Annotated in this window: 23 protein-coding genes; 4 read left to right on the top strand and 19 right to left on the bottom strand. The window is 36.9% G+C overall.

The window, feature by feature from the left end; all coding sequences use genetic code 11:
- Positions 1-8 precede the first annotated feature (8 nt).
- The 6 genes from B9N62_RS02975 to B9N62_RS02950 all read right to left on the bottom strand — a co-directional run bounded on the left by B9N62_RS02975 (position 9) and on the right by B9N62_RS02950 (position 5,689).
- A complete protein-coding gene (locus B9N62_RS02975) occupies positions 9-1,382 on the bottom strand; it encodes a sodium-dependent transporter (protein WP_087584306.1) in 1,374 nt (457 codons plus the stop codon).
- A 189-nt stretch (positions 1,383-1,571) separates the two neighbouring features.
- On the bottom strand, positions 1,572-2,012 hold the full coding sequence (locus B9N62_RS02970; RefSeq protein ID WP_087584305.1) for a hypothetical protein: 441 nt from the start codon (positions 2,010-2,012) through the stop codon (positions 1,572-1,574).
- Between the two features lie 106 nt (positions 2,013-2,118).
- Complete coding sequence (locus B9N62_RS02965; RefSeq protein ID WP_087584304.1) at positions 2,119-2,919, bottom strand: 3'-5' exonuclease; 801 nt, start codon at positions 2,917-2,919, stop codon at positions 2,119-2,121.
- Positions 2,916-3,563: a ribulose-phosphate 3-epimerase gene (gene rpe / locus B9N62_RS02960; RefSeq protein WP_087584303.1), complete on the bottom strand. Its 648-nt coding sequence runs from the start codon at positions 3,561-3,563 to the stop codon at positions 2,916-2,918. Before rpe ends, B9N62_RS02965 begins: the two co-directional genes overlap by 4 nt.
- Before the next feature lie 9 nt (positions 3,564-3,572).
- Entirely contained in the window at positions 3,573-4,895 is a 1,323-nt protein-coding gene (locus B9N62_RS02955) for a hypothetical protein (RefSeq protein WP_180382150.1), read from the bottom strand.
- Positions 4,896-4,942: 47 nt separating this feature from the next.
- Complete coding sequence (locus tag B9N62_RS02950) at positions 4,943-5,689, bottom strand: hypothetical protein (protein WP_087584301.1); 747 nt, start codon at positions 5,687-5,689, stop codon at positions 4,943-4,945.
- A gap of 173 nt (positions 5,690-5,862) precedes the next feature.
- On the opposite strand from B9N62_RS02950, the gene rpmB reads away from it, so the two are divergent.
- The 3 genes from rpmB to B9N62_RS02935 all read left to right on the top strand — a co-directional run bounded on the left by rpmB (position 5,863) and on the right by B9N62_RS02935 (position 7,523).
- A complete protein-coding gene (gene rpmB / locus B9N62_RS02945) occupies positions 5,863-6,054 on the top strand; it encodes a 50S ribosomal protein L28 (RefSeq protein ID WP_021090707.1) in 192 nt (63 codons plus the stop codon).
- Positions 6,055-6,077: 23 nt separating this feature from the next.
- Entirely contained in the window at positions 6,078-7,208 is a 1,131-nt protein-coding gene (locus tag B9N62_RS02940; RefSeq protein ID WP_021090478.1) for a potassium channel family protein, read from the top strand.
- 114 nt (positions 7,209-7,322) lie between these two features.
- The gene (locus B9N62_RS02935; protein ID WP_087584300.1) at positions 7,323-7,523 is read left to right on the top strand and encodes a YdcH family protein; all 201 of its coding nucleotides are present in this window, start codon (positions 7,323-7,325) and stop codon (positions 7,521-7,523) included.
- 25 nt (positions 7,524-7,548) lie between these two features.
- On the opposite strand, the gene epsC is transcribed toward B9N62_RS02935, so the two are convergent.
- The 13 genes from epsC to yajC all read right to left on the bottom strand — a co-directional run bounded on the left by epsC (position 7,549) and on the right by yajC (position 22,426).
- On the bottom strand, positions 7,549-8,100 hold the full coding sequence (epsC, locus tag B9N62_RS02930) for a serine O-acetyltransferase EpsC (RefSeq protein ID WP_087584299.1): 552 nt from the start codon (positions 8,098-8,100) through the stop codon (positions 7,549-7,551).
- A 4-nt stretch (positions 8,101-8,104) separates the two neighbouring features.
- Complete coding sequence (gene cysK / locus B9N62_RS02925; RefSeq protein WP_087584298.1) at positions 8,105-9,010, bottom strand: cysteine synthase A; 906 nt, start codon at positions 9,008-9,010, stop codon at positions 8,105-8,107.
- A gap of 118 nt (positions 9,011-9,128) precedes the next feature.
- The gene (locus tag B9N62_RS02920; RefSeq protein WP_087584297.1) at positions 9,129-9,797 is read right to left on the bottom strand and encodes an endonuclease III domain-containing protein; all 669 of its coding nucleotides are present in this window, start codon (positions 9,795-9,797) and stop codon (positions 9,129-9,131) included.
- On the bottom strand, positions 9,794-10,558 hold the full coding sequence (locus B9N62_RS02915; protein WP_087584296.1) for an ATP-binding protein: 765 nt from the start codon (positions 10,556-10,558) through the stop codon (positions 9,794-9,796). The genes B9N62_RS02920 and B9N62_RS02915 overlap by 4 nt, the downstream gene beginning before the upstream one ends.
- On the bottom strand, positions 10,555-13,500 hold the full coding sequence (gene mfd, locus B9N62_RS02910) for a transcription-repair coupling factor (RefSeq protein ID WP_087584295.1): 2,946 nt from the start codon (positions 13,498-13,500) through the stop codon (positions 10,555-10,557). The genes B9N62_RS02915 and mfd overlap by 4 nt, the downstream gene beginning before the upstream one ends.
- The gene (locus B9N62_RS02905) at positions 13,481-14,683 is read right to left on the bottom strand and encodes a Mur ligase family protein (protein WP_087584294.1); all 1,203 of its coding nucleotides are present in this window, start codon (positions 14,681-14,683) and stop codon (positions 13,481-13,483) included. Before B9N62_RS02905 ends, mfd begins: the two co-directional genes overlap by 20 nt.
- Positions 14,680-16,254 (bottom strand): GGDEF domain-containing protein, encoded by a 1,575-nt coding sequence (locus B9N62_RS02900; protein WP_087584293.1) that lies wholly within the window; start codon positions 16,252-16,254, stop codon positions 14,680-14,682. The genes B9N62_RS02905 and B9N62_RS02900 overlap by 4 nt, the downstream gene beginning before the upstream one ends.
- Positions 16,235-16,774 carry an LPS assembly lipoprotein LptE gene (lptE, locus tag B9N62_RS02895; RefSeq protein WP_087584292.1) on the bottom strand — a complete coding sequence of 180 codons (540 nt, stop codon included), beginning with the start codon at positions 16,772-16,774 and terminating at the stop codon, positions 16,235-16,237. Before lptE ends, B9N62_RS02900 begins: the two co-directional genes overlap by 20 nt.
- A 3-nt stretch (positions 16,775-16,777) precedes the next feature.
- Positions 16,778-19,243: a leucine--tRNA ligase gene (gene leuS, locus B9N62_RS02890; RefSeq protein WP_087584291.1), complete on the bottom strand. Its 2,466-nt coding sequence runs from the start codon at positions 19,241-19,243 to the stop codon at positions 16,778-16,780.
- Between the two features lie 8 nt (positions 19,244-19,251).
- Positions 19,252-19,590: a DUF6394 family protein gene (locus B9N62_RS02885; RefSeq protein WP_021090699.1), complete on the bottom strand. Its 339-nt coding sequence runs from the start codon at positions 19,588-19,590 to the stop codon at positions 19,252-19,254.
- Between the two features lie 9 nt (positions 19,591-19,599).
- On the bottom strand, positions 19,600-20,571 hold the full coding sequence (gene secF, locus B9N62_RS02880; protein WP_087584290.1) for a protein translocase subunit SecF: 972 nt from the start codon (positions 20,569-20,571) through the stop codon (positions 19,600-19,602).
- A 2-nt stretch (positions 20,572-20,573) separates the two neighbouring features.
- Positions 20,574-22,154, bottom strand: a complete 1,581-nt coding sequence (gene secD, locus B9N62_RS02875) for a protein translocase subunit SecD (protein WP_087584289.1) — start codon at positions 22,152-22,154, stop codon at positions 20,574-20,576.
- Positions 22,154-22,426, bottom strand: a complete 273-nt coding sequence (gene yajC, locus B9N62_RS02870) for a preprotein translocase subunit YajC (RefSeq protein WP_021090619.1) — start codon at positions 22,424-22,426, stop codon at positions 22,154-22,156. Before yajC ends, secD begins: the two co-directional genes overlap by 1 nt.
- Here yajC and B9N62_RS02865 point away from each other — a divergent pair.
- Positions 22,402-23,694 (top strand): apolipoprotein N-acyltransferase, encoded by a 1,293-nt coding sequence (locus B9N62_RS02865; RefSeq protein WP_180382149.1) that lies wholly within the window; start codon positions 22,402-22,404, stop codon positions 23,692-23,694. The genes yajC and B9N62_RS02865 overlap by 25 nt on opposite strands.
- Positions 23,695-23,728 lie beyond the last annotated feature (34 nt).

The following is a 23,728-nucleotide window of genomic DNA, read 5'->3' as shown; positions in this document are numbered from 1 at the left end:
TTTACGCCCTATTTCAAAAAATTATCGTAAAACGAGCTGATAAAAAGCACCAAAATGATAAACGGCACGACAAATTTTATATACCAAAACCAGACATTTATTAATTTTGCATGTTTTTCACTACCTTGCAAAATTTCTTTTTTTGCATCATCTTTTAGCACCCAACCTACGAATATTGCACACCCAAATGAAGTAAATACAAAAAATATCGTTGCGCTTATTGCATCATATGCATCAAAAATATTCTTACCAAAAATGCTTACGTGACTTAGTATGTTTGTAGCCATCAGCGAAGGTAAATTTCCTAAAATAAATATGCCTCCAAGAACTAAAAATATTGCTTTTTTGCGTTTTATCTTAAATTTTTCTTGAAGTGTTGTGATTATTACTTCATATATTGGTAGCGATGTCGTAAGTGCAGCGATCATTAATAGTGCAAAAAATGCAACCGCGAAAAAACCACCAAATGGCATGTGAGAAAAAACAATTGGTAGTGATTTAAACACTAAACTTGGACCACTATCCGGCGATACACCATAGCTAAAAAGAGAAGGGAAAATCATAAATCCTGCAAGCACGGCGATTACTGTATTTAAAATGCCTGTAATGATAGAAATTTTAACCAAACCCTCATCCTTTTTTACAAAGCTAGAAAGCGTGATCATCACACCAAAACCAAGCGAAAGAGCAAAAAAGACCTGCCCCAAAACATCAACGAAAAGCTTTAAGTTTATCTTTGAAAAGTTAGGTGTCAAGTAAAATTTTACGCCTTCTATTGCACCATCTAGCGTGATATTTTTAGCGATCATAATAAGCATTAAAATAAAAAGTAGTGGCATTAAAAATTTCGCTGATCGCTCGATACCGCCGACCGCACCTTGCACCAAAATAGCGTAATTAACTAGCACAAAAACAAGTGTCGCAAAGCTGATAGCAAGTGGATTGCTTACGATATTTTGCTCATAAAACACACTTGTCTCCTCAAAACTAACCACATGCGAGAGATCAAGCAAACCAAATGAAATTTGGGCGATGTAGTTTAGCACCCAGCCACCAATAACCATGTAGTAAGCCATGATGCCAAAAGCACCAACAAGCCCCATCCAGCCAACAATCTGCCACTTTTTGCTGATCTTTTTACCATTTATCGATCCACCAAAAGCATCCACAGCATTGCATTTTAGGCGTCTACCGATCGCATTTTCAGCCAAAATCATCGGTATACCGATCACGATCATAGCGATACAAAACACGAGTACGTAGGCGCCGCCGCCGTTTTGCCCGACCAGATACGGGAAGCGCCACGTCGCGCCAAAGCCGACCGTAGCCCCTGCAACAGCTAAAATATATGTGAGCCTTGAACTCCAAGATTTTCTATCCATCTTTTTGCCTTTGTGAAAAATAGGGATTATATAAAAAAATTGATTAAATTTTGCTAGCAACAAGCAGTGTTAGGATGCAAGCCCAGTTTTTTGTTAATTTTAAGAATCTTTACGGAAAGAATTTGCTTTTGCGTTTTATCTTTGTGGGTAAATTTAGACAACTGCTTAAAAATAATTTTAGTAAGCCTATTAGTACAAAACACCAAATTCCACATATCCCTCCATCGCAATGAATAATATCCAGCCCTCCTTGGGACTACAAAAATAGTGATGTTCTGGGATATTTTCAACTATAAATTTTAAAAAATCATAAAAATACTCAGACGTAAATTTAACCTCTATGCTTGTTATATTGTCGCCGATGTAGCTTATCTCGCCACTTAAAATTTTACTTTTAATACTTGGATCTGAGCTGAGAAATTTTTCAATGTCGGTAAAATTTTTATATTCAGCCGTTTTGTAACCTTTTAAATTTTGCAAAACTGGCTTTGAGCCAATGAAGGTCAAATTTTGTTCTATAAATTTCGCCCCATCGTTACTCACGCACCACTTATTGCTAAAATTTGATAAAAAAGCGAGCATCTCATCGTCAGCTGAGATAAAATTTGAAATAGGATTTTTCTGGCTCATTTGCCTCCTTTTTTGTAAAATTTAGCAAACTGCCCACAATCCTTTAAAAACAAAGATCGCATAAAAATTAATGATTAAATTTAGGATTGTGGATAATTTTTTATCGCTAATTCGCACACAAAACCGGTTCAGGTTTTAGCTTCACGCTTGGAGCTGTTTTGCTAAAGCTTATGAGATCCTCTGTAGTTTGGATACTAAAAGGTAGGCGTGTGAGGCAGACTTTAAAAATTTCAGCTGCCGCTATTGCGTCATTTAGGGCTCTGTGGTGGGTATTGTTTATGCCAAGAAGCTCTTTTAGCGAGCCAAGGCCGTATTTTTGCGAAACGATAGTGCGGCGACTAAGATCGATGGTACAAAGCTTTCTATTTAGCAGCATACCAAGGCCGATCTCATTTAGGCTGTGAGAGATAAAGCCATAGTCAAAATTTACGTTGTGCGCGATAAAGACGCTAGTTCCTAGAAAAATTTTAAACCGCTCAAGCACATTTAGTAAATTTGGCGCACCAACTAGATCGCTCGCCTTTATGCCGGTTAGCTCGGTGATATTTTCAGGCACCACATTAGCTGCCACAAAGCTTTCAAAACGCCCTACCTCAACGCCATTTTTCATTTTTATTGCACCGATTTCAATGATCTGTCCGCTCGTCGTACCGCCAGTCGTTTCGATATCAACCACGCAAAATTCCTGCTCGCTAATATCTCTAAATCTCGTGCCAAGCTCGATCTCATTCTCTTCATTTCTAGTGATATCAAGCCCAAGAGTTCGCCACATATCAAGATCGCGCACGTCAATGAGTGATGAAATTTCTTCAATATCACCAAATCTTAAAATAAACTCATGGTAGCCTAAATTTTGCTTGGCTAAAATTTCTATGCTATTTTCTAAACGCTGTTTTTTTGGTTTCAAAACTCAAGCTTTATGGCGCGAATGGCTTGTTCGTAAGAATTTGATGAGAAGATGTAGTTGCCTGCCACCAAGATGTCAGCTCCAGCCTCTTCAAGATCGGGTGCATTTAGTCCATTTACGCCGCCGTCTACTTCGATGAGGCACTTGGCGTTTTTACGCTCTATTAGCTCTCTTAGCGCCCTTGTTTTCTCAAGCACGACTGGCATAAATTTCTGACCACCAAAGCCAGGATTTACGCTCATTAAAAGCACCATATCGACTTCATCAACGATATGCTCGATCGCACTAACTGGCGTATGCGGATTTAGCACGATGCCAGGACTTACGCCATTTTTCCTGATGTGATCTATGAGTCTTAATGGGTGCTTCTCTTCTTCGATATGAAAGGTTAGAAATTTTGGCTTTAACGGCAGGAAAAGGTCAGCAAAAAATGAGTTATTCTCAACCATCAAATGTATATCAAGTGGCTTTGTAGCTGCCTTTGCAACGGCATTTACCACGACTGGTCCGATGGTTAAATTTGGCACAAAATGCCCATCCATAACATCAACATGCACCAGATCGCACCCAGCCTCGCAAATGGCTCTTATCTCAGCTGCCAAATTTCCAAAATCAGCCGATAAAATACTAGGTGCAACATACATTTCTTCTCCTTACTTGGTTACAAATACAAAGCCAATTTCGTCATCTTTTACGTCTAGTCTATTCATGATGCCTACACTATTGTGATCAAAAAAAACATCATCGGATAAAATTTTAGGCAAGCTGACTTTTACTTTTATGCCCTTTTGCCAAAGATGAGTCAAAAATTTATCCGTAATGATACTAAAAATTTGAGAATATCCACTTAAATAATCATTTGAATCATCGCCTTCAGGCATAAAAATAGAGCAAATTTTGTCTAACTTATCTTTTTTTACTCCAAATAGCACTCTTGCGTAAATATCACCATAATACTGAACACAAATACGCAAATAATCGCACTCATTCTCCATATCAAGCGCACTAACCTTGGTATCAACGCACAAAATTTCTTCTTCTGCTAACTGTGAGATAATTTTGCTCGCAATTTGCGTCACATAAGATGAAATTTGAGCAACGCTCTTGTTAATATCTACTGGCTCTGCATCAAAGTCTCTTTTTTTAAGATAAAAAATAGTGTCATCTTTGTAAAAGTCATTTAAATTTTTATAGATAAATATATTTGCATCTTTAAGGTACGTTATTAATTCAATAGATAAATTTGATTCGTTTATGCCACAAAGCGAAATAAATGCACCTGATCTTTTGCTAATGCTAGCAAGTTTGATTAGAAATTTTGCGCCTCTTATATTTAAAGCACCAGAAATATTTACCCATAAAAGAAAAAATTTATATCCGATTTTTAGCATAATATCATGAGCTGACATATCAAAATCTTCAATAAAATCTGAGTCCATAAAACTTTTTATGGCATAAACAACAACACCATCTTTTATAAAAGTATCTATCTGATTTTGTCTTAATCTCACATGATTTAGCTGTGATACTGCATAACTATATAAATTCTTTTTTTTATTAAACTCGGTCGCATCTCTAGCCTCAACCACATCAAATGAGCGATTTTTGAGATAATTAGCTAAATAGTGCTTATACTGCTCAGTTGAGTTATAAATGAAAACTTTGTCATTTGCATTGTTTAGAAATTTATTTAAAAACAAGCCCGCGATATTTTCACTTTCAAACATTGAAATATTTAAAATATTCTTAACTGTTTTCATCATCAATTCATAAAAAATTTCATTGTAATCGCAAATCGCAAATACCACGCCAAGCTTTTGCGCTTCTTCGCTTAAATTTTCAATTACTCTACCAAGCCAAACGGGGCTAAAAAATGTAACTTTTTTTAGTGAAAGCAGTATAGCGCTGATATCACGCGATGAAATTTGGTTTATATATTTTTCACTCAATTTTAATGGAACATTCTCTGCTTCCAAAAAACCAAAAGGCCTTATAATTGCCATAGAACCATTAAAAGTTAATTTCATTTTTGTAGAGCTTTTTTAATAAATATAATGGTTTGCATCTCTGGATAAACATTGATATCTAAAATTTTATCAACTCCAAAATCATAAAATTCAGGCCTACTGGACTCATAAGAGAGCAAAATCTCAAAAAAACAAAGCATCTCTTTATCAATCTTGCTTAATGATTGTTTGTTCATATTCATCGCTTTTAAAAAAATATCCCAAAGACTAAAGCCATATTTTTTTTGCAAAATTTTATTATAGCTTACGTCAGAATACGAAATAACGTCTGACATGCAAGATGGAAATTTCGAAAATAAATTCTCACACACTATAATACAGGCCATAGAATACGGAGCAAGCGATAAATAGTTATAGTGCTTTTCTTTAAAAGAGTTTAATATCTTTAGCCAATCTGATAAAATTTTAGCATTAAGCTCTATCAAATCAACGATTTTAAAATTAAATACCTTATAAATTTTTGGGGATTTTAAAAATATAAAATAAGAAAGCACTATCGCTCTAAAAGTATCAATGCCAAGCATATTTACTATTACTACCAAATCGTTGCCATCATAAGGAATATCAAATTTTGCACGTTTAAAAATGGAGTTAAAATAAGTCTTAAAAGATGCTATATTTTGTAAAGTAGTAACTGCCTCAGTTAGATTACCAGCTAATAAAAAACGCTCGACCTTTTCAAAAAGAGTTGGCATCTGCAAAACAAAATCAACATTTTTTTCGATCAACTCTTTACTAAGCATTTTATATCACTCAAGATTTCTAAATATTTTTGCTATTTATAATTATAGGCAAAGGCGTTATTTTATCTAGATTATTAATAAAAATCAATTCTTTTAAAAAAGAATCTATTTAAGCATTACTTTTGTTTGTTTTAGATAAAATCAGCAGAAATTTTTGTTTATAAGGAAAAAAAATGTCAAAAAGATGTGCGATAACAGGCAAAGGACCGATGATAGGCAACAATGTGAGCCACGCTAACAATAAAACTAAAAGAAGATTCTTGCCAAATCTTAGAACGATTCGCGTTACGCTAGAAGATGGTACTACAAGAAAGATAAAAGTTGCTGCTTCTACTCTAAGAACGATGAAGAAACAATCAAACTAAGAATATAAAATGAAGAGGAATTTATGTCTTTTCTCTCAAGACTTTTAAAATTCCTCAACTGGTCAAACTCTACGAAACCAGAAATAAGCCTAGATACTGAGCTTTATGAACAATTAAAACCTTTTAGATTTCCACTAATTTCAGTCGTATTACTGTTACTTTTTGGAACATTAGGTTATGTCTTAATAGATAATTTCTCGCTAATAGATGCCTTTTACCAAGCTGGCATGACTTTTACAACAGTTGGTTTTACCGAAGTTGCTCCAATAACTCCAAAGGGCAGAATTTTTACTATCACGTTTATACTTATTGGTTTTATTATATTTACACTATCGATCGGTATTGTGGTTGAGGTTTTAAAAAGAGGTACATTAATTAGCATTTTAAAGGAACGACGCATGCTTTATAGGATCGCAAGACTAAAAAATCACTTCGTTATTTGTTATCACAATCTATACACAATCGAACTTAGTGCTCAATTTCGCGAAAATCATATACCTTTTGTAGTGGTCGATGATAGAGAAGATATCGCAGAGCTAGCTCAAATTTATAAATATCCATATTTCATAAAAGCTCAGCCACATACACAAATTGCCTTTTTAAAAACACATCTATCAAGCGCAAAAGGACTTATAACTCTTAGCTCAAATATTGCTGATAACATCGCCCTTATAGCATCTGTAAGACTTTATGAAAAAGAGATAGGTCGCAGAAAGCCTTATCATATTATAACAAATGCAGAGACAGAAGACGATACACAAAGATTAAAAAAATTAGGCGCTGACAATGTGGTAAGTCCATCTCGCTTAGTCGCGCAGCGATTAAGTGCTATGAGCGTAAGGCCGGACATGGAAAATTTATTAGAGCAGTTTTTGTATACAAAGAATTCACCTATCGACATAGAAGAAATTCTTGTGCCTGATTACTCTTGGATAAGATTTAAAAGATTAAAAGAAACTCATCTACGAAATATTACAAATGCAGACATAGTAGGCATTAGAGATATAAATAATAATTTTGTGCCAATGCCAAATGGTGACACATTAGTGGGGACAGGATCAAAGCTTTTAGTCATCGGTACCGTTGATGGAATACGTCTAACCAAGCGTGTTGTAAAAAGCAAACACAAACCTGAAGAATTTAAATACGTATAAAATAAATTTTCTACTTGCTCTTTTTAAAAATTTAAGCAATGGCTTGGCGTCTATTTTATATCCAAGCATTTACAAAGTCTTGATAAAATTTCTCAAATTTTTATAGGAGCCGATATGTTACATGAATATACAGACCTTATAAATGAGCTAAAGAAAACCGATGCTCGTTTTGCTGCTCTTTGCAAAAAACATGATGAACTAAATAAAAAAATAGACGACAATCTGGCAAAACCATCTGAAATTGATAATTTAAAGAAAGAGAAGTTAAAACTAAAAGACGAGATTTATACTCAAATTTTAAAGCATAAAAAATAAGAATAAATTTATCTAATCCTTAAGATTAGATAATAAATTCTGGTTCAAATTTTGTCCCATTTACTCGAACTATTCTCGCTGGTATACCAACGACTGTTGTGTTTGCTGGGACATTTTTTAACACGACTGAGTTTGCGCCGATCTTAGCATTTTCACCAATCGTTATGGCACCTAGTATCTTTGAGCCAGCTGCGATAGTCACACCATTTTTTACAGTCGGGTGCCTTTTGCCACACTCTTTTCCAGTACCTCCAAGTGTTACTTGATGATACATCATTACATCATCACCTATCTCAGCTGTCTCACCGATAACCACACCCATACCATGATCTATGAAAAATCTCTTGCCGATCTTTGCTCCAGGATGAATCTCGATGCCCGTTAAAAATCTTGCAATTTGCGAGATGAGTCTAGCTAGAAAAAAATGCTCTTTTTTATATAAAAAATGAGAAATTTTATGAAACAAAACCGCATGAATACCAGGAGTGTTTATAAGTATTGCTAAAAAGCAACACTTATGTACCGATGGGTCTTTTTCACGAACAGTTTGAACTAGCTCCTTTAGACTCTCCCACATATTTTTATGCTCCGTAAAGCTCTGTACTTAGGTATCTCTCGCCGTTATCTGGAGCTATGAAAAGTACTTTTTTACCAGTGCCAAGTCTTTTAGCCACTCTTTTTGCAGCCACGTAAGCAGCACCACCGCTTATACCTATCATGAGTCCATCACTTTTAGCGATTGCTCTAGCTGCGTTTAGTGCGTCATCGTTGCTTACTTTTTCTACCTCGCTAACTAAGCTCATATTCATAGTATTTGGTAAAAATCCGGCTCCAATGCCTTGAATTTTATGCGGTCCTGGGTTGCCACCACTTAAAACCGGCGATGCTTCAGGCTCTACTGCGATGATCTTAGTATCATAGCCTTTTTCTTTTAAAATTTTTGCTACGCCACTTATTGTACCACCTGTGCCAACGCCAGCTACAAATGCATCAAGCTTGCTAAAATCAGCCACGATCTCAGCTGCTGTTGTTAGCTCGTGAGCTTGTGGGTTATACTTGTTTTCAAACTGGCTTAGCATTACGTGATTTGGCTGTGCTGCTAGCTCTGTAGCTCTTGCGATCGCTGCTTTCATGCCACCAGACGCTGGAGTAAGCTCAAGTTGTGCGCCATAAGCAGCTACGATCTTACGTCTTTCGATACTCATGCTCTCTGGCATGCAAAGTATCACTTTAAAACCAAGTGCAGCACCGCACATCGCTACACCAATGCCAGTATTTCCGCTCGTTGGCTCAACGATAGTATCACCATGTTTTAGCGTACCGTCAGCTAGCATCTTAGTTATCATATTAAATGCGATCCTATCTTTTACAGAGCCACCTGGATTAAAAAACTCTAGTTTTACGTAAATTTCGGCTTCATCAGCACCTGTTTTTATCTTTACAATAGGTGTATTACCAATCGTTTTAACGATGTTATCGTAAATCATCACTCCTCCTAAATTAAATAAGATAAATTTTGTGTAAATTTAGCACAGAATTTTAAAATAGACTATAAAAAGCCCCGATATTTGGCAAATTTATAAATAGTTGTTACATATTAGTAGTTTAATTTTTAATGCTGCTTAATATTTTTTGACCATTTTGGCTTAAGATTTTACCTTTGAAATTTTCCTTGCAAAACTCCAAAATAAGAGCGTGATAGAGTTTTAAAATTTCAACCTCATCAAATTTCTCGCTATCAAGAAATTTATAAATTTCATCATAATCAAGCGAGCTAAACCACTCAGCAGCCTCGTCGTAGCTCTCAAAAATATAGTCAAAATACGCCATTATCCTAAGCGCGTAAGCATCAAAGACCATGTAAGGCTTACCGCAAGCATAAGCAAGTATCGCATCGCAAGTCTCAGCTCCAACACCTTTTACGCTTATGAGCCACTCACGACTTGCGTTTTCTTTGAAGTTTTCAAAGTCACCAAATTCATTTTTTATAGCTAGACAAAGCGTCTTTAGTCGTTTAGCCTTTGTATTATAAAAACCACTTGGCTTTATAAGCGTGGAAAGTTCGCTGTTTTCAAGCGTGCAAATGCCTTGCAGGCTATCTTTACTGGCATTTTTTAGATTATCTAGCGCTTTTTCTACATTTTTCCAATTGGTATTTTGCACTAAAATAGCACCCAAAACAACCTCAAAAGTACCCTCGCCTGGCCATTTGAGCTCATCAAAATTTCTACTTTTGTGATTTAGCAGGGCTAAAAACAGATCAGTTGATCTCATTTGAAATTTTCTTTAAATGTGAGATAAAACTGCTTTGCCGTTCTGCCGCTCCTGCTAGCTCTAAGGGTGGCGAAATTTTTAGCAAGACTGTGAAGTACTTCTCTATCGCCAGAGTACTCTTTAAAGTAAAAATCAACCATTTTTAGGTACTCATCATAGTTACCTTGATAAAAACTAATCCAAAGGCCAAAGCGATCTGAAAGAGAAATTTTCTCCTGAGCTGCGTCACTGTAATGTATCTCGCCGTCCATTAACTGCGAGTTTTCATTTTCGCTTTTAAACTCACTTATTAGGTGGCGACGATTTGACGTGGCATATAAAAGCACGTTTTTAGGTGGCTTTTGGATAGAGCCGTCCATGATAGGTTTTAGAAATTTATACTCATTGCTACCATTTTCAAAGCTTAGATCATCGCAGAAAATGATAAATTTAAACTCACTTTTTCTAATCTCGTCGATAATGTCACCAAGATATTTTAGATCTTCACATCCAAGCTCGATTATGCGAAGTCCGGCTTTATAAAATTTAGTAAAAACAGCCCTTACAAGGCTTGACTTGCCACATCCTCTCTCGCCCCAAAGAAGCACGTGGTTCGCATCCTTGCCTTCTATAAAATTTAGAGTATTTTTTAGCAAAATTTCTTTTTGTTTTTCTAGTCCATAAAGTGAGTCGATATCTACAAAATCAATATCATCAACTGGTTTTAGCATGCCTTTTGTGCTTCTGTAAATCGCTGCATACTTCACGCCCCAATCTATCACTTCTTATCCTTTCTTAAATAAACCAAAATTTCAGCCAATACATCGTCATCATCCTTACTACGTGACTTTAGCCTGATCTTTTCACCATCATTTTTTGTTATTAGTATGTTTTGCTCGCTGTTTGAGATAGTTTTTATGCCAGCTTTTAGAGCTAAAATTTTGATGATAATGACGTCTAAAAACTGCTTTGTAAACGTATCTATCTTGCCAAATCTATCTTCAAGCTCGCTCTGAATTTCATAGACCTCACCCACTTCTTTGCACTTGCTAAGGCGCCTATAAATTTCAAGCCTGAGCCTATCTTCTCTTATAAATTCTTGATTTAAAAAGGCGCTCACACTAAGCTTTAGATCGATCTTGTCAAGCTTTGCGGAGTCTTGATTTAGAAGCTTGTTGATCTCATCTTCTAGCATTTTTAGATATAGCGAGTAGCCGATAGCCTCGATATGGCCGCTTTGCGCCTCGCCGATGATGTTACCACCACCCCTTATCTCAAGGTCGTGATAGGCTAGCACTGAGCCAGCGCCCAAAAATGAGTTGCCCTCAAGTGCGACAAGGCGTTTTAATGCGTCTTTACTAATGGCATTTTTATCTTCTACCAAAAAGTAACAGTAGGCCTGCTTGTCGCTTCTGCCAACTCGTCCACGCAGCTGATGTAGGTCAGCCATGCCAAATTTATTGGCATTTTCTACGATTATGGTGTTTGCATTTGGCAAATGAATACCACTTTCAACGATACTGGTGCAAAGTAGCAAGTCGTACTCGCCCCGCTCAAATTTCATCATCTCATCTTCAGTAACTTTCGCATTTACCTTTGAGTGCAGGATCAAAATTCTAAGCTTTGGCAAAATTTTCCTTAGATCATTTGCCGTCTGCTCGATATCTGCGATGTGGTTGTGGATGTAAAAGGTCTGCCCACCACGTCTTAGCTCACGCATGATCGCCTCTTTGACGACCTTTTCGTCCCACTCTCTCACACTTGTTCTAACATCCAGTCTTGAGCTTGGCGGAGTGGCTAAAATACTATATGTTTTTATCTTACTAAGCGCCATATTTAGGCTTCTTGGTATCGGCGTGGCACTCATGCTTAAGATGTGTGAATTTTGAGAAATTTCTTTTAACTGCTCTTTTTGCTTAACGCCAAATTTATGCTCTTCATCAACCACTATAAGCCCTAAATTCTCAGCCTTTATACCAAGAAGCGCATGCGTTCCCACGCAAACTATCGGCTCATTTTCTTTTAGCGCTTTTTGCAGGCTTGATTTTTCTTTAGCACTTGAGAAGCGGTCCAACCTAAAGACCTTTATGCCAAATTTGCTAAATCTTTGGCTTAGTGTCTTGTAGTGCTGTGAGCTAAGAAGCGTCGTTGGCACAAAGAAAAATGCGCTAAAGCCTGATTTTATGCAGGTAAATATAGCATTCATCGCAACTTCGGTCTTACCAAAGCCAACGTCTCCGCTAAGCAGCCTATCCATCACCTTTCCGCTTTTTAGCTCATCTTTTATATCATTTACCGCTTTTTGCTGATCACTCGTGTATGAAAAGCCAGCATCTTGGACGAAATTTAGATAAGAGATATCCTCTTTTTGTAAAATTTTACCTGCGATTAGCTCCCTTTTTGCCGCCATCGCTACGATCTTTGATGCGATCACAAAGAGTTTTTCTCTAACTTTTTCTTTTATCTTGGCAAAATTTGCCTTACCCAAGCGATCAAGCACCGCCATAGAGCCATTTTGAGCGATGTAGCGGTCTATCAAATTTAGATGTTCAACCGGCAAAAGAAGCTTGTCGTCATTTTGGTAGGCGATAACCACAAATTCTTTCGTCGCGCCCAAAACCTTGATCTTTTCAAGGCCCAAAAAACGTCCTATACCATAATCTTCATGCACGACGTAGTCATTTACTTTTAACTCGTCCACCACAAGACTTGAGCGTTTAACTCGCCTTTTTTTCTCAAATTTATTTAGTGAGACTACGATCTTATCACTTGAGGTTAAATTTACTACAAGAGGCGAAATTTCAAGCTTTACATTTGTAAAGCTATCAAGCTCATAACCCTTAAAAAGTCCCTCGTTTCTTGAAAGAACGGTTATGCTTTTGCTCTTATTTAGCTCAAAAAAGTCAAAATTTAAAGTAACCTCAAGATCTTTATAAGCCTTTGGCTCAGGCAAAATTTCAATGCCCTTGAATTTCTCCTCAGGCGTATCATAAATTTCGAAATCGATCTTTTTAACAAGCTTTGAGTCAAAAACTTTTAAATAGTCACTAAAGCTATCTATCGCCCAAAATCCAAGCGAATTTAGATCGCTCACCAAGGCATCGCTTTGCATATCTTCGATCTTTTGGCTGACCTTTTCAAACTCGTCTTTGCTCAAATTTGCGATAAAAGGAACTATCTCGGCCTCGCTTAGCTCGGCTTTATTGCTAATCTGCGTGGCGGTGTTGTAGTTCCTTATACTCTCAATCTCATCGCCAAAGAGTAAAATCCTAACAGGATCGTCCATATTTACGCCATAAATGTCGATCACTTCGCCACGGATACTAAACTCACCAACGCTCTCAACGATATCAACGCACTCATAGCCAAAGCGTATAAGCAGGTCGGCAAATTCGTTTAAATTTATATTGTCTTTTAACTTGACCGTGGAGCTCTCTAAATTTTTTTGCGTTGGAAGTGGATTTAAAAGCGTGCTAAATGGACTTATGATAATCTTTTTGCCATCAAATTTATAGTATTTGCTAAGCACTGATGAAATTTCAAAAAGCTCTTCGTTAAAGCTTCTTAGATCATCGCCCTTTTTGGCTCTAAAATCAGGCAACCTAAATGCACTAAAACCAGCAAAACTAGCCGCATCAGCGCAGAGTGCCGCCTCCTTATCATCTTCACAGATAAGAATTTGCGGAGCGTGTGTTAAGAGATACTCATAGACCTTTGCTTGCATAGTACTCTTTTAAAAAGGCTTCAACTAGATGAAATGAGCCAAAGGCTAGATAAATTTTGCTGTTTTTTGCCTCTTTTATATCGTTCATATCGCTTGGCTCAAACTCTCTATGTGAAATTTCAAGCTCGTTTAACGCTTTATTTATAAGCTCTCCGCCAAGCTCCCTACCCTCGCAGTGATAGTGGTATAGCAGTACGTCATTAATGACCGGCCTAAGTGCTGTTAAAACAGCTTTAAAATCTTTATCCAAGAACGAATTATAGACTAAGGTAAGCTTCTTGTTGGCAAACTCACCTTGGCTAAATTTCTTAGCCACAGCATTTGCACCAAGCTCGTTGTGGCCGACATCCACATATAAATTTGAAGCAATCTTTTCGCATCTGCCTCGAAGCGTAAGAGCACCAAGCTTTTTTATGTCTATGCTGCTATCTAAAATTTTAGCTGCGCCGTAGGCTAGAGTTAAATTTGAGCGCAAAAACTCTGGCAGATTAAATTTATCTGCATAGCTTGCGATCTCGCTTAAATTTTCTTTGGTTAAAATTTCTCTTGGGAAGCTTAAAGTGGAGCCTTTTTTACTTGCGATCTCTTTTGCGATAGCCACACTTATCTCGTTCATCTCATCATTTAAAATAGCTCTTTTGCCCATGGCTTCAAATTTCGTACGTGAAATTTCTTCTAAGCTACTACCCAGTATCGCCGTGTGGTCAAAGCCGATCGGAGTAAAGATGCTTAGCTCTTTTTCAAAAACATTTGTCGCATCAAGCACACCACCCATACCAGCTTCGCAGACAAAGTAGTCGCAACCCTCAAAAAGCACCGCAGAAAGCAATGTCATATACTCAAAATAGCTCGTTTTTATCTTATATTCATCATTTAGAAGAGCCTGCAAGCGCTCATGAGCTGCCTCTAAAATTTCATCACTAGCGACCTCGCCATTTATCCAAAATCGCTCATTAAACTTAAATATATGAGGGCTTGTGTAGTGCCCTACTTTTGCGCCATTTTGGCTTAAAATTTGTGCTAAAAAGCGGCCGCTGCTACCTTTGCCATTTGTGCCTATTATGTGAATAATCTTAAATGGCTTTATGTGCTCTTTTATAGTCGCATACGCTCTAATAATTCTGCCATAATCAATCTCTTTGTAGTAAAGTGGTTTGCCATCAAGAAATTTAGCTAGGCTCATTTTTCCTCGATTATCTTTGGCATTACTTGATTTCTGCCATTTTCTTTTGAGAGATAAAGCATCTTGTCAGCAGCCTCAAGTGTCATCGTCTCACTTAAATTTGCACTTCTTGTCGCTATACCAGAGCTGATAGTAACCTTGATACGCTCGTTTTTATAGATAAATTTGAAATTTTCTATCATACTTCTTAGCTTATCCCCAAATTTAACACTATCTTTTAAACCAGTGCTTGGAAGTAAGATTACAAATTCTTCGCCGCCATATCTACCGACAAAATCAACCTTTCTAGCATTTTTCTTAAGCACTTGGGCTACCGCCGAAAGTATAACATCTCCAGCCTCATGCCCATAAGTATCGTTTATGCTTTTGAAAAAGTCAATATCAACAAAGCAGATAGAATAATCAGTCCCATAGCGTTTATATGCCTCTTCAATGCGTTGAATCTCATTCATCAAAGCACGCTTAGTAGATACCTTTGTCAAAAAGTCTTCTTTGCTCTCCAGTTTAGCTTCCTCAAGCTCTTTTTCAAGACTATTCACTCTATTTTGAAGCTCTAAGATAGTAGCTTGTCTATTGTGCATCTCGATACCAAGCTCTTTGCTCTCGATCTCCAAAGCACCAGCGATCTCAATAAGCATGCTTCTTACTTGATCAATGCTATTTGTATTTAAATTTACATTTTTTAGATCATTTTTAATGCTTTTTACTTTATCAGAACTACTTTGTGAACTAACTGCAATATCAGAAATTCTCTCGCTTATATTTTGCAAGACATTATTTAGCGAACTAACTTTTTCTATGATCTCCGTTCTATCTTCTTCTATTCTTCGATCAACAAATGCCTTTACCTTTTCTTGAAATTCTTTGCTATTTAAGGTTTTAGGATTTTGCTTTAAAGTACTTCTTATCGTGCTAAGCTCTTCATCAAGATCCTTTGTAATAGAAGGCTCAAGAGTAAGGCTTAAAAGCTGAATCAAAACATCCTCTTCGCCATCTTCATCTTTTTGTGTAAGAAATTTCTCAAGTTCAGAACTCATTGTCTTTAAATCATCAAAGTCTCTCACGCCATAATATTTCAAAAATTCTAAAAATTCAGTGTCATACGAGCTAACAAAATCAAACCATCTAAGGCACATTTCTTCAAGATTTTTCTCATCATATCTTCTAGCAAGTAGCTGCATACTTTGCTCTGCTAGGCTTTTTGCATCTTTATTGTGAAGCATTGAGATAGCTTGGAGAATTCTTCTAGCAAATGCGTTTAGTGATTGTAATTTTTTATCATCAGTCGCAAATCCTGCTCCTTGTTGAGCACCTCTAGAGAGCTTGGCAGTCATAAAAGCGACAAACTCATCGACCGTCTTTATATGGAGGCTTAGGGCTTGATTTTTATATTCATCGCCAAGCCTTGAGATATATTTTTCTATCTTTTTACTCTCTTCTGTTGTAAAGCCATATTTTTTAGAAATTTCATTATAGACTTCAGTGTAATTCTCTGGCGTTAGCATCAAATGGCGATCTTTGATCTCATTTAAGGCTTCCTTGACTATTTGACTAACGGTTACTGCTGCCATTTCTATATCCTTTTACCGCTAAACTTGCGATATACTCATCAAAGGCTTCTTTTGATGCCTCTTTGATAGCTTCGTATTTTTGAGTATCGCTAAGAATGCTGTCAGCAAATCTTACATCTTTTTGACGTCTTGCGACACTAAAGTCATACTCGCCAGTGGCTGGAATATCAACCACGCTACCATCTTTAAATTTAGTCTTATAATTTAAGCTTAAATGTGCTTTGTATGACGTAATATAGCCAAACTCATCATAAATAATTGCTTCATAGCTTAAATTATTAACTGAAACTATTATCGAAGTATCAGCACTTTCTTTGCTTGATAAATTTTTATTTAGCCTTGCGACCATGCCCTCTTTTACAGCGTCTTTTATCCAAACGCTATTTTTTGGTTCTTCTTTGCTGATAATCACATCAACGTAAATTTTATCGCCAACTAGATCATGTGTGATCTTTGAAACCGGCTTATAGCCACATCCACAGATAAATATCGCAATAAAAAACGCTAAAAAATATCTCAAAATTTATCCTTTAATGACAAAATTTACTAATTTGCCTTTTATATAAATCTCTTTTAAAATTTCTTTTCCTTCAAGCCATTTAGCTACATTTTGCTTAGCTAGCTTTAAAATTTCACCCTCACTCTCGCTCGCTGCCACTTCAAACTCGGCTCTTTTTTTGCCATTTACTGTAACTGCAAGAGCTATGCTATCTTTTACAAAAACCTCTTCTTTTACGGCTATCTTTGTGAAATTTTTTCTACCAAAAAGCTCTTCACTAAGCTCATTTGCGATGTGCGGCACGATAGGCTCTAGTAAATTTAAGATGATAAAAAAGCCTTCAGCATTTACATCTTCGTTATCTTGTGCATTTATGGCGTTTAACGCCTCCATGCAAGCAGCGATTAATGTATTAAAAGCAAATGTATCGCCAAAAACCTCGGTTGATTTTTTAAGCGCTTCATAAATCTTTAGCCTTGCAAATTTCTCATCTTTGTTTAGGCTTTCATGATCTACCTGAGGCAGTTCGTCTATCTTTTTGATAGTTTGTGCCTTCTCCCAAAGCCTATTTAAAAACCTAAATGCGCCTTCAACTGCGCTATCGTTCCACTCAAGCTCTTTTTGAGGAGGCGCTGCAAAAAGGATAAAAAGCCTTGCTGTATCAGCGCCATATCTATTTATGATATCATCAGGATCTACTACGTTTCCCTTGCTTTTACTCATCTTTTTGCCATCTTTTAAGACCATGCCTTGAGTTAGTAAATTTTCAAACGGCTCATCGTCTCTTAGATAGCCAAGGTCTCTTAAGACCTTTTGGAAAAATCTAGCGTATAAAAGGTGCAAGATCGCATGCTCGATACCGCCGATATACTGATCTACATTCATCCAATAATTCACGCTCTTTTCATCAAGTGCTTTTTGCTCCCAAGTCTTCTCATCGCTTGCAAATCTAGCAAAATACCAGCTGCTCTCCACAAATGTATCCATCGTATCAGTCTCTCTGACCGCGTCTTGGCCACATTTTGGACACTTTGTAAATTTCCAAGTTGGGTGTTTATCTAAAGGATTGCCCTCGCCTGTGATTTCGACATCTTCTGGTAGCGCAATAGGCAAATTTTCCTCTTTTTCTGGCACTACGCCGCAGCATTTGCAGTGCACGATAGGTATTGGTGCACCCCAGTATCTTTGGCGAGAAATTCCCCAGTCTCTTAATTTATAGTTTGTGATCCTTTTGCCTAAACCATCTTTTTCAAATTTTTCTATTATGAAATTTTTAGCTTCTTCTGAAGCAAGTCCATTTATAAGCTCAGAATTTATAGAAATTCCGTACTCAGAGTATGCTTTAGAACCATCATTCTCACCTTCAAGCGGCTTTACGACTGGTTTTATAGGAAGATTAAATTTAGTTGCAAACTCGAAGTCTCTTTGATCATGTGCAGGAACAGCCATAATAGCACCACTGCCGTAGTCAGCTAAGATAAAATTTGCAACCCAAACTGGGATTTTTTCATTGGTAAGTGGATGAACGACATAAATTCCTAAAAATTCCCCGTCTTTTTCGCTCGCTTGGCGCTCTCTTGGGCTTTGATTTAGGATTGCTTTTATCTTTGTCTTTTTGTTTTCATCAATCTTATCACTCTCAAGCAATGCTTTTACAATAGGATGTTCAGGTGCAAGGGCTGTGTAGCTAACGCCGTAAATCGTATCAGCCCTTGTAGTAAATACCTCAAAGCCGTCAAATTTACCACCTAAAGCCTCTTTTGAAGCTTCATCAAGATAAAATTTAAACTCCAAGCCGTAGCTTCTGCCGATCCAGTTTTCCTGCATTGTAATTACTTGATTTGGCCATTTGCCTTCAAGAAGTTTTAGATCATCAAGTAGCTCGCTAGCGTATTTTGTGATGTTGAAGTAATATCCTGGAAGCTCTTTTTGTACAACATCATTACCACATCTCCAACATTTGCCATCCTCCACCTGCTCGTTTGCAAGCACAGTTTGATCGTATTCGCACCAATTTATAATTGCATTTTTTCTATAAACAAGCCCTTTTTCAAACATCTTTATAAAAAAGCTTTGCTCCCACTTTGTGTAAAGTGGATCAGACGTGGCTAAAATTCTCTTTTTAGAAAATGAAAAGCCAAGGCTTGCAAGCTCTTTTTTCATATAGTCGATATTTTCATAGGTCCAAATTTTAGGGTGAATTTTATGTTTTATGGCTGCGTTTTCAGCTGGCATGCCAAAGCTATCAAAGCCAATAGGATGAAGTACGTTATATCCGCTTTTTCTATATGATCTAGCAAGTGCATCACCGATAGAGTAGTTTCTTACATGCCCCATATGTATGCGTCCGCTTGGATAAGGAAACATACTTAGGATATATTTTTTCGGCAAGCTTAGATCGTCTTTTGGTTCAAATTCTTCATTTTTATCCCAAATTTCTTGCCATTTTTTTTCTATCTTTAAAGGCTCATATTTTCTCTTTTCAGCCATTTTTTCTCCTAAAATTCTTCTTGAGCTTTACTTGATTCTATTAAAACCAAGGCTAGTGAAAATATATTTGCAATGACTGCGCCAATAGCCAACGAATAGCTAAGTGTTATATTTTCAGAGACTTGCAAAATAACAAAAGCTGGTATAAGGTGCAAATCAGCAACCAGCGAGCTTGCAAAAAGCTCAGCTGAGAGTAAATTTTTAACACCGATCTTAAGTAGCGTTGAAACCAAATTTATACTAGCCGCCACAAAAAGCGCAATCTCGTTTTTATCATATAAAAATTCTGCCGTAGTCGTAAGACTCATCAATGCAAAAAATATGTAGATAACTTTTCCCCAGTTCATTATCCCTCCTTACACAACGCCTTTCTCAAACATAGCACGCTCTTTATCACGCTCTTTTTTTATCTTTTGTTTTTCAGTCTCTCTACTTCTAAAATGCTCGATGCTAAATTTAAACCAGATAAGAAATGGTGATGAGATGTAGATCGAGCTGATCGTTCCTATAACTATACCAACGATAAGAATAAATGAAAATCCATGTATCATATCTCCGCCAAACAAAAATAGCACAACAACAGTCATCATCGTAGTGGCTGAAGTTAGGATAGTTCTTGAAAGTGTGGCTGAGACTGACTCGTTGATAACGCCCTCGATATCGGTTCTCTTGCTCTCTTTTATGCCTTCTCTGATCCTATCAAAGATAATAATCGTATCATTTAGAGAGTAGCCAAGCACCGTTAAAATAGCCGCTAGCGTATCCAAATTTACATCAATATTAAATAGCGAAATAGCACCAACAGTTATGACTATATCGTGAATTTCAGTTGCGATCGCAGCTAGTGCAAATCTCCATTCAAACCTAAATGTTATATAAAGAAGCACGCCAATTAGTGAAATTCCAAGAGCCATCAAGCCCTTTTGCCTAAGCTCATCACCTACCTTTGGACCAACGATATCAACACGTCTTACTTCAAAATTTCCAGTATCTTTTAAAATTTGCTTTATCTCAGTGCCAATGTCACCAGTTAAATTTGAACTTGATCCTGAAAATCTAATAACCACCTCATCGTCACTCCCAAACTCAGTAACAGAGGCGTTTTTAAGCACTTCATTTGTGCCAAAAGCGTCGCGGATTTTATCGAGTGGCGCTTTGGTATCGTATTTTAGCTGAATAAGCGTACCGCCAGAGAAATCAATGCCGTAGTTTAACCCCTTTGTAGTAAGTAAAACAATAGAGCCAACAAATAAAAATATAGAAAATGCTAGTGAAGCAAATCTAAAACGCATAAAATCATAAACTTTTGCTTTAGTAAAAATTTGCATCATTAGCTCCTTTTATAACCAAACCAAAGTCTGGTATTTCCACTTTTTTCTATCTTATCCATAACAGCATCAAACATACCATGAGTGCCAAGTATAGCTGTTAGCATTGAAGCCATGATACCTATTGCCATTGTTACTGCAAAGCCTTTAACTGGACCAGTACCATAAGCGTAAAGTACCGCAACTGTGATGATAGTAGTTAAGTTTGAGTCAATAATCGCGCTCATGGCGTGCTCATAACCCTTTTGCACAGCTGTCCTTATCGCAACACCTTCACGTAAAAGCTCGCGAATACGTTCATTTATGATGACGTTTGCATCAACAGCCATACCGATCGTTAGCACGATACCAGCCATACCTGGCAAAGTAAGCGTCGCTCCAAAAAGCGCCATCACAGCGACTAATATAACAACATCTGCAACTAGCGCGATATTTGCAAAAATTCCAGAAATTCCATAATAAACTAGCATAAATAGCACAACCAAGATAGATCCAGCAGCAAGAGCTACCATGCTTTGGTTTATGCTCTCTTGTCCTAAAGATGGGCCAACGCTTCTTTTTTCCAGCATCTTAACAGGGGCTAAAAGTGCGCCACTTCTAAGAGCGATCGCTACATCGTGAGCCTCATCAAGGGTAAAGCCACCACTTATCTGGCCACTTCCGCCACCTATTCTTTCATTTATAACAGGAGCTGAATAAACCTTACCATCAAGCACGATAGCAAGCCTTTTGCCGACATTTGCACCAGTAAAATCGCCAAAAATTCTAGCACCCTCTGAATTTAGAGTGAAATTTATAATAGGCAAGTTATTTTGCTGAGAAAATGCAACCTTTGCATCAGTTAGCATCGAGCCGTCAAGTACTGGGATATTTTTAACGACATATTTCACGCGGTCATTTTTAGCATCTTTAAAGATCACATCGCCGTAGCTTTCAGCTTCAGCCTCGCTCATTGTATTAGCCTGATCTTGTCTTTTATCATCAACTGCCATAAGCTGCAAGTGAGCAGCCTTTGCGATGAGATCTCTTGCTCTTTGTTCATCCTCTTCAGTCTTTATACCAGGAAGCTCAACTAGGATATTATCTTTGCCCTGTCTGGCAACAGTTGGCTCAGCTAGACCAAACTGATCGAGTCTATTTCTGATAGTTTCAACAGCTTGCGAGATCGCATATTCGATCGTATCCGTTCTTTCTTGCTCGGTTAAAGATATGCTGTAATTTAAACCATCTTTTTTAATATTAAGCCCCTTTATCTCGGCTAGTGCTTTATCTACTTTTGGAGCTTCGTCGCCATCAAGAAGAGTAAAGTCAATGTTCTCTTCTTTAATCTTAAATTTATCAATTAATACATCTTCTTTTTTAGCATAATAATTTATACTTCCAGCTATTGATTTTATTTTTGAGTGAATAGCTTCGCTCGTTTCAACACCAAGTAGCATATGAAGGCCACCTTGAAGATCAAGGCCAAGTGAAATTTTAGCCCCATTTTGAGTCTGAAAAAAAGATGGCACCGAAAAGCCAAAACCAAAAATTAAGGCTAATATTAAGATAATTAGCCTATATGTAACCCTTGCGTTACGCATTATTTATCTTCGATCTTTTTAGCTACAAATTCGCGTGCTATGCGAACGATTACATCATCGTTAAGTTTAACTTTGATAAAATCATTTTCGGCTTTAATCACTTCGCAGATAAGTCCGCCATTAGTTATTATCTTATCACCTTTATCAAGAGCTGCGAGCATTGCTGCATGGGCTTTTTGTTGTTTTTGTTGAGGTCTAATAACCAAAAAGTAAAATATGGCGAAAAGCACAACAAGAGGTAGTAATGATGTTAAAAAATCAGCGTTTTGCATGGATTTCCTTATTTGTAAGATTTTTAAATAGGCATTTTAGCACTAAAATTATAATAAAAGCCTTTGTCGGTGCTTTTTTGCTTTCTAATTTTATTTTTTTAAGTTTCTTCGAGAATTTGCTATTAAATTTCATCTCACCGTTTCTTACTTTGACTGGAATTTACATCATCATAAATTTAAGCAGAGCTGGTTTTTTCGCGGCTGGATTTTTCACAGGAATTTTATGGTTTTATTGGATCAGCTTTAGTTTTATCTACTACGATCTTATTTGGCTCATACCTTTTGTCATTCTCTTTGTAGCACTTGTTTATGGGCTTTTGTTTTGGATAGCCTCTTTCCCAAGTTTTATAGTGCTTAGAGCTATTTTGCTATTTTTAGTAAGCTATATTCACCCATTTGGCTTTAACTGGTTTAACCTTGAAGCAACGCTTGTTTTAGGCGCTTTTGAGCCAAGTACGAGAGGGCTTATTTTTATGTTTTTAGCAGCCATCTCTTTAAGCTTAAATAATAAATTTTTAAAATTTGGCCTAGCTTTTATCTGCCTCATCGTAGCCTTGCAATTTAAAAGTGGCGAGGCAAAAACTTTGCCATTTGATGTGGAGCTAATAAACACCAATGTCGCTCAAAGAGTGCGCTGGGATAAAAGCTTGCGTATGCAATTTACAAATGAAAATTTAGACCTCATCAATAGCGCTATCGCCGAGCAAAAACACCTCATCGTGCTTCCAGAGAGTGTATTTCCACTATTTATGACAAATGAGCCACTACTTGCTGATGAACTAAAAGAGCTTTCAAAAAAGATAACCATCGTAGCTGGCGCACTTGCCTATGAAAATAAGCAAATTTATAACTCTGCGTTTTTGTTTCAAGATGGTAATCTTAGGCGAATGGATAAGAAATTTTTAGTGCCATTTGGAGAAGAAATTCCTTTGCCAAAATTTATGCAAGATGCGGTTAATAAGCTATTTTTTGGCGGAGCTAGCGACTTTAAAAAGGCTGAAAATTTTAGCGACTATGAGATAGACGGAGTTAAAATTAGAAACGCTATCTGCTATGAGGCAACAAGAGAAGAGCTTTATAAGGGTGAATTTGATGTGGTTGTGGCTATCACAAATAACGGCTGGTTTGTGCCAAGTAGCGAACCTGTGCTTCAAAAGTTGCTTATAAAACACCTTGCCACAAAATACAATAAAGTCGTCTATCACAGCGTAAATGGCTCAAAAAGCGAGATCATAAAACCTAAAAAAGTATTTTGGGATGAGTTTTAAAAGAGAAATTTAAAGTGGCTTTTAGATAAAGCCA

Origin of the sequence: Campylobacter concisus (assembly GCF_002165785.1) — a bacterium.
GTDB classification, from domain to species: domain Bacteria; phylum Campylobacterota; class Campylobacteria; order Campylobacterales; family Campylobacteraceae; genus Campylobacter_A; species Campylobacter_A concisus_W.
Note: the sequence above shows the minus strand (reverse complement) of the source record. Positions and strands in the feature narration are given on the sequence as shown.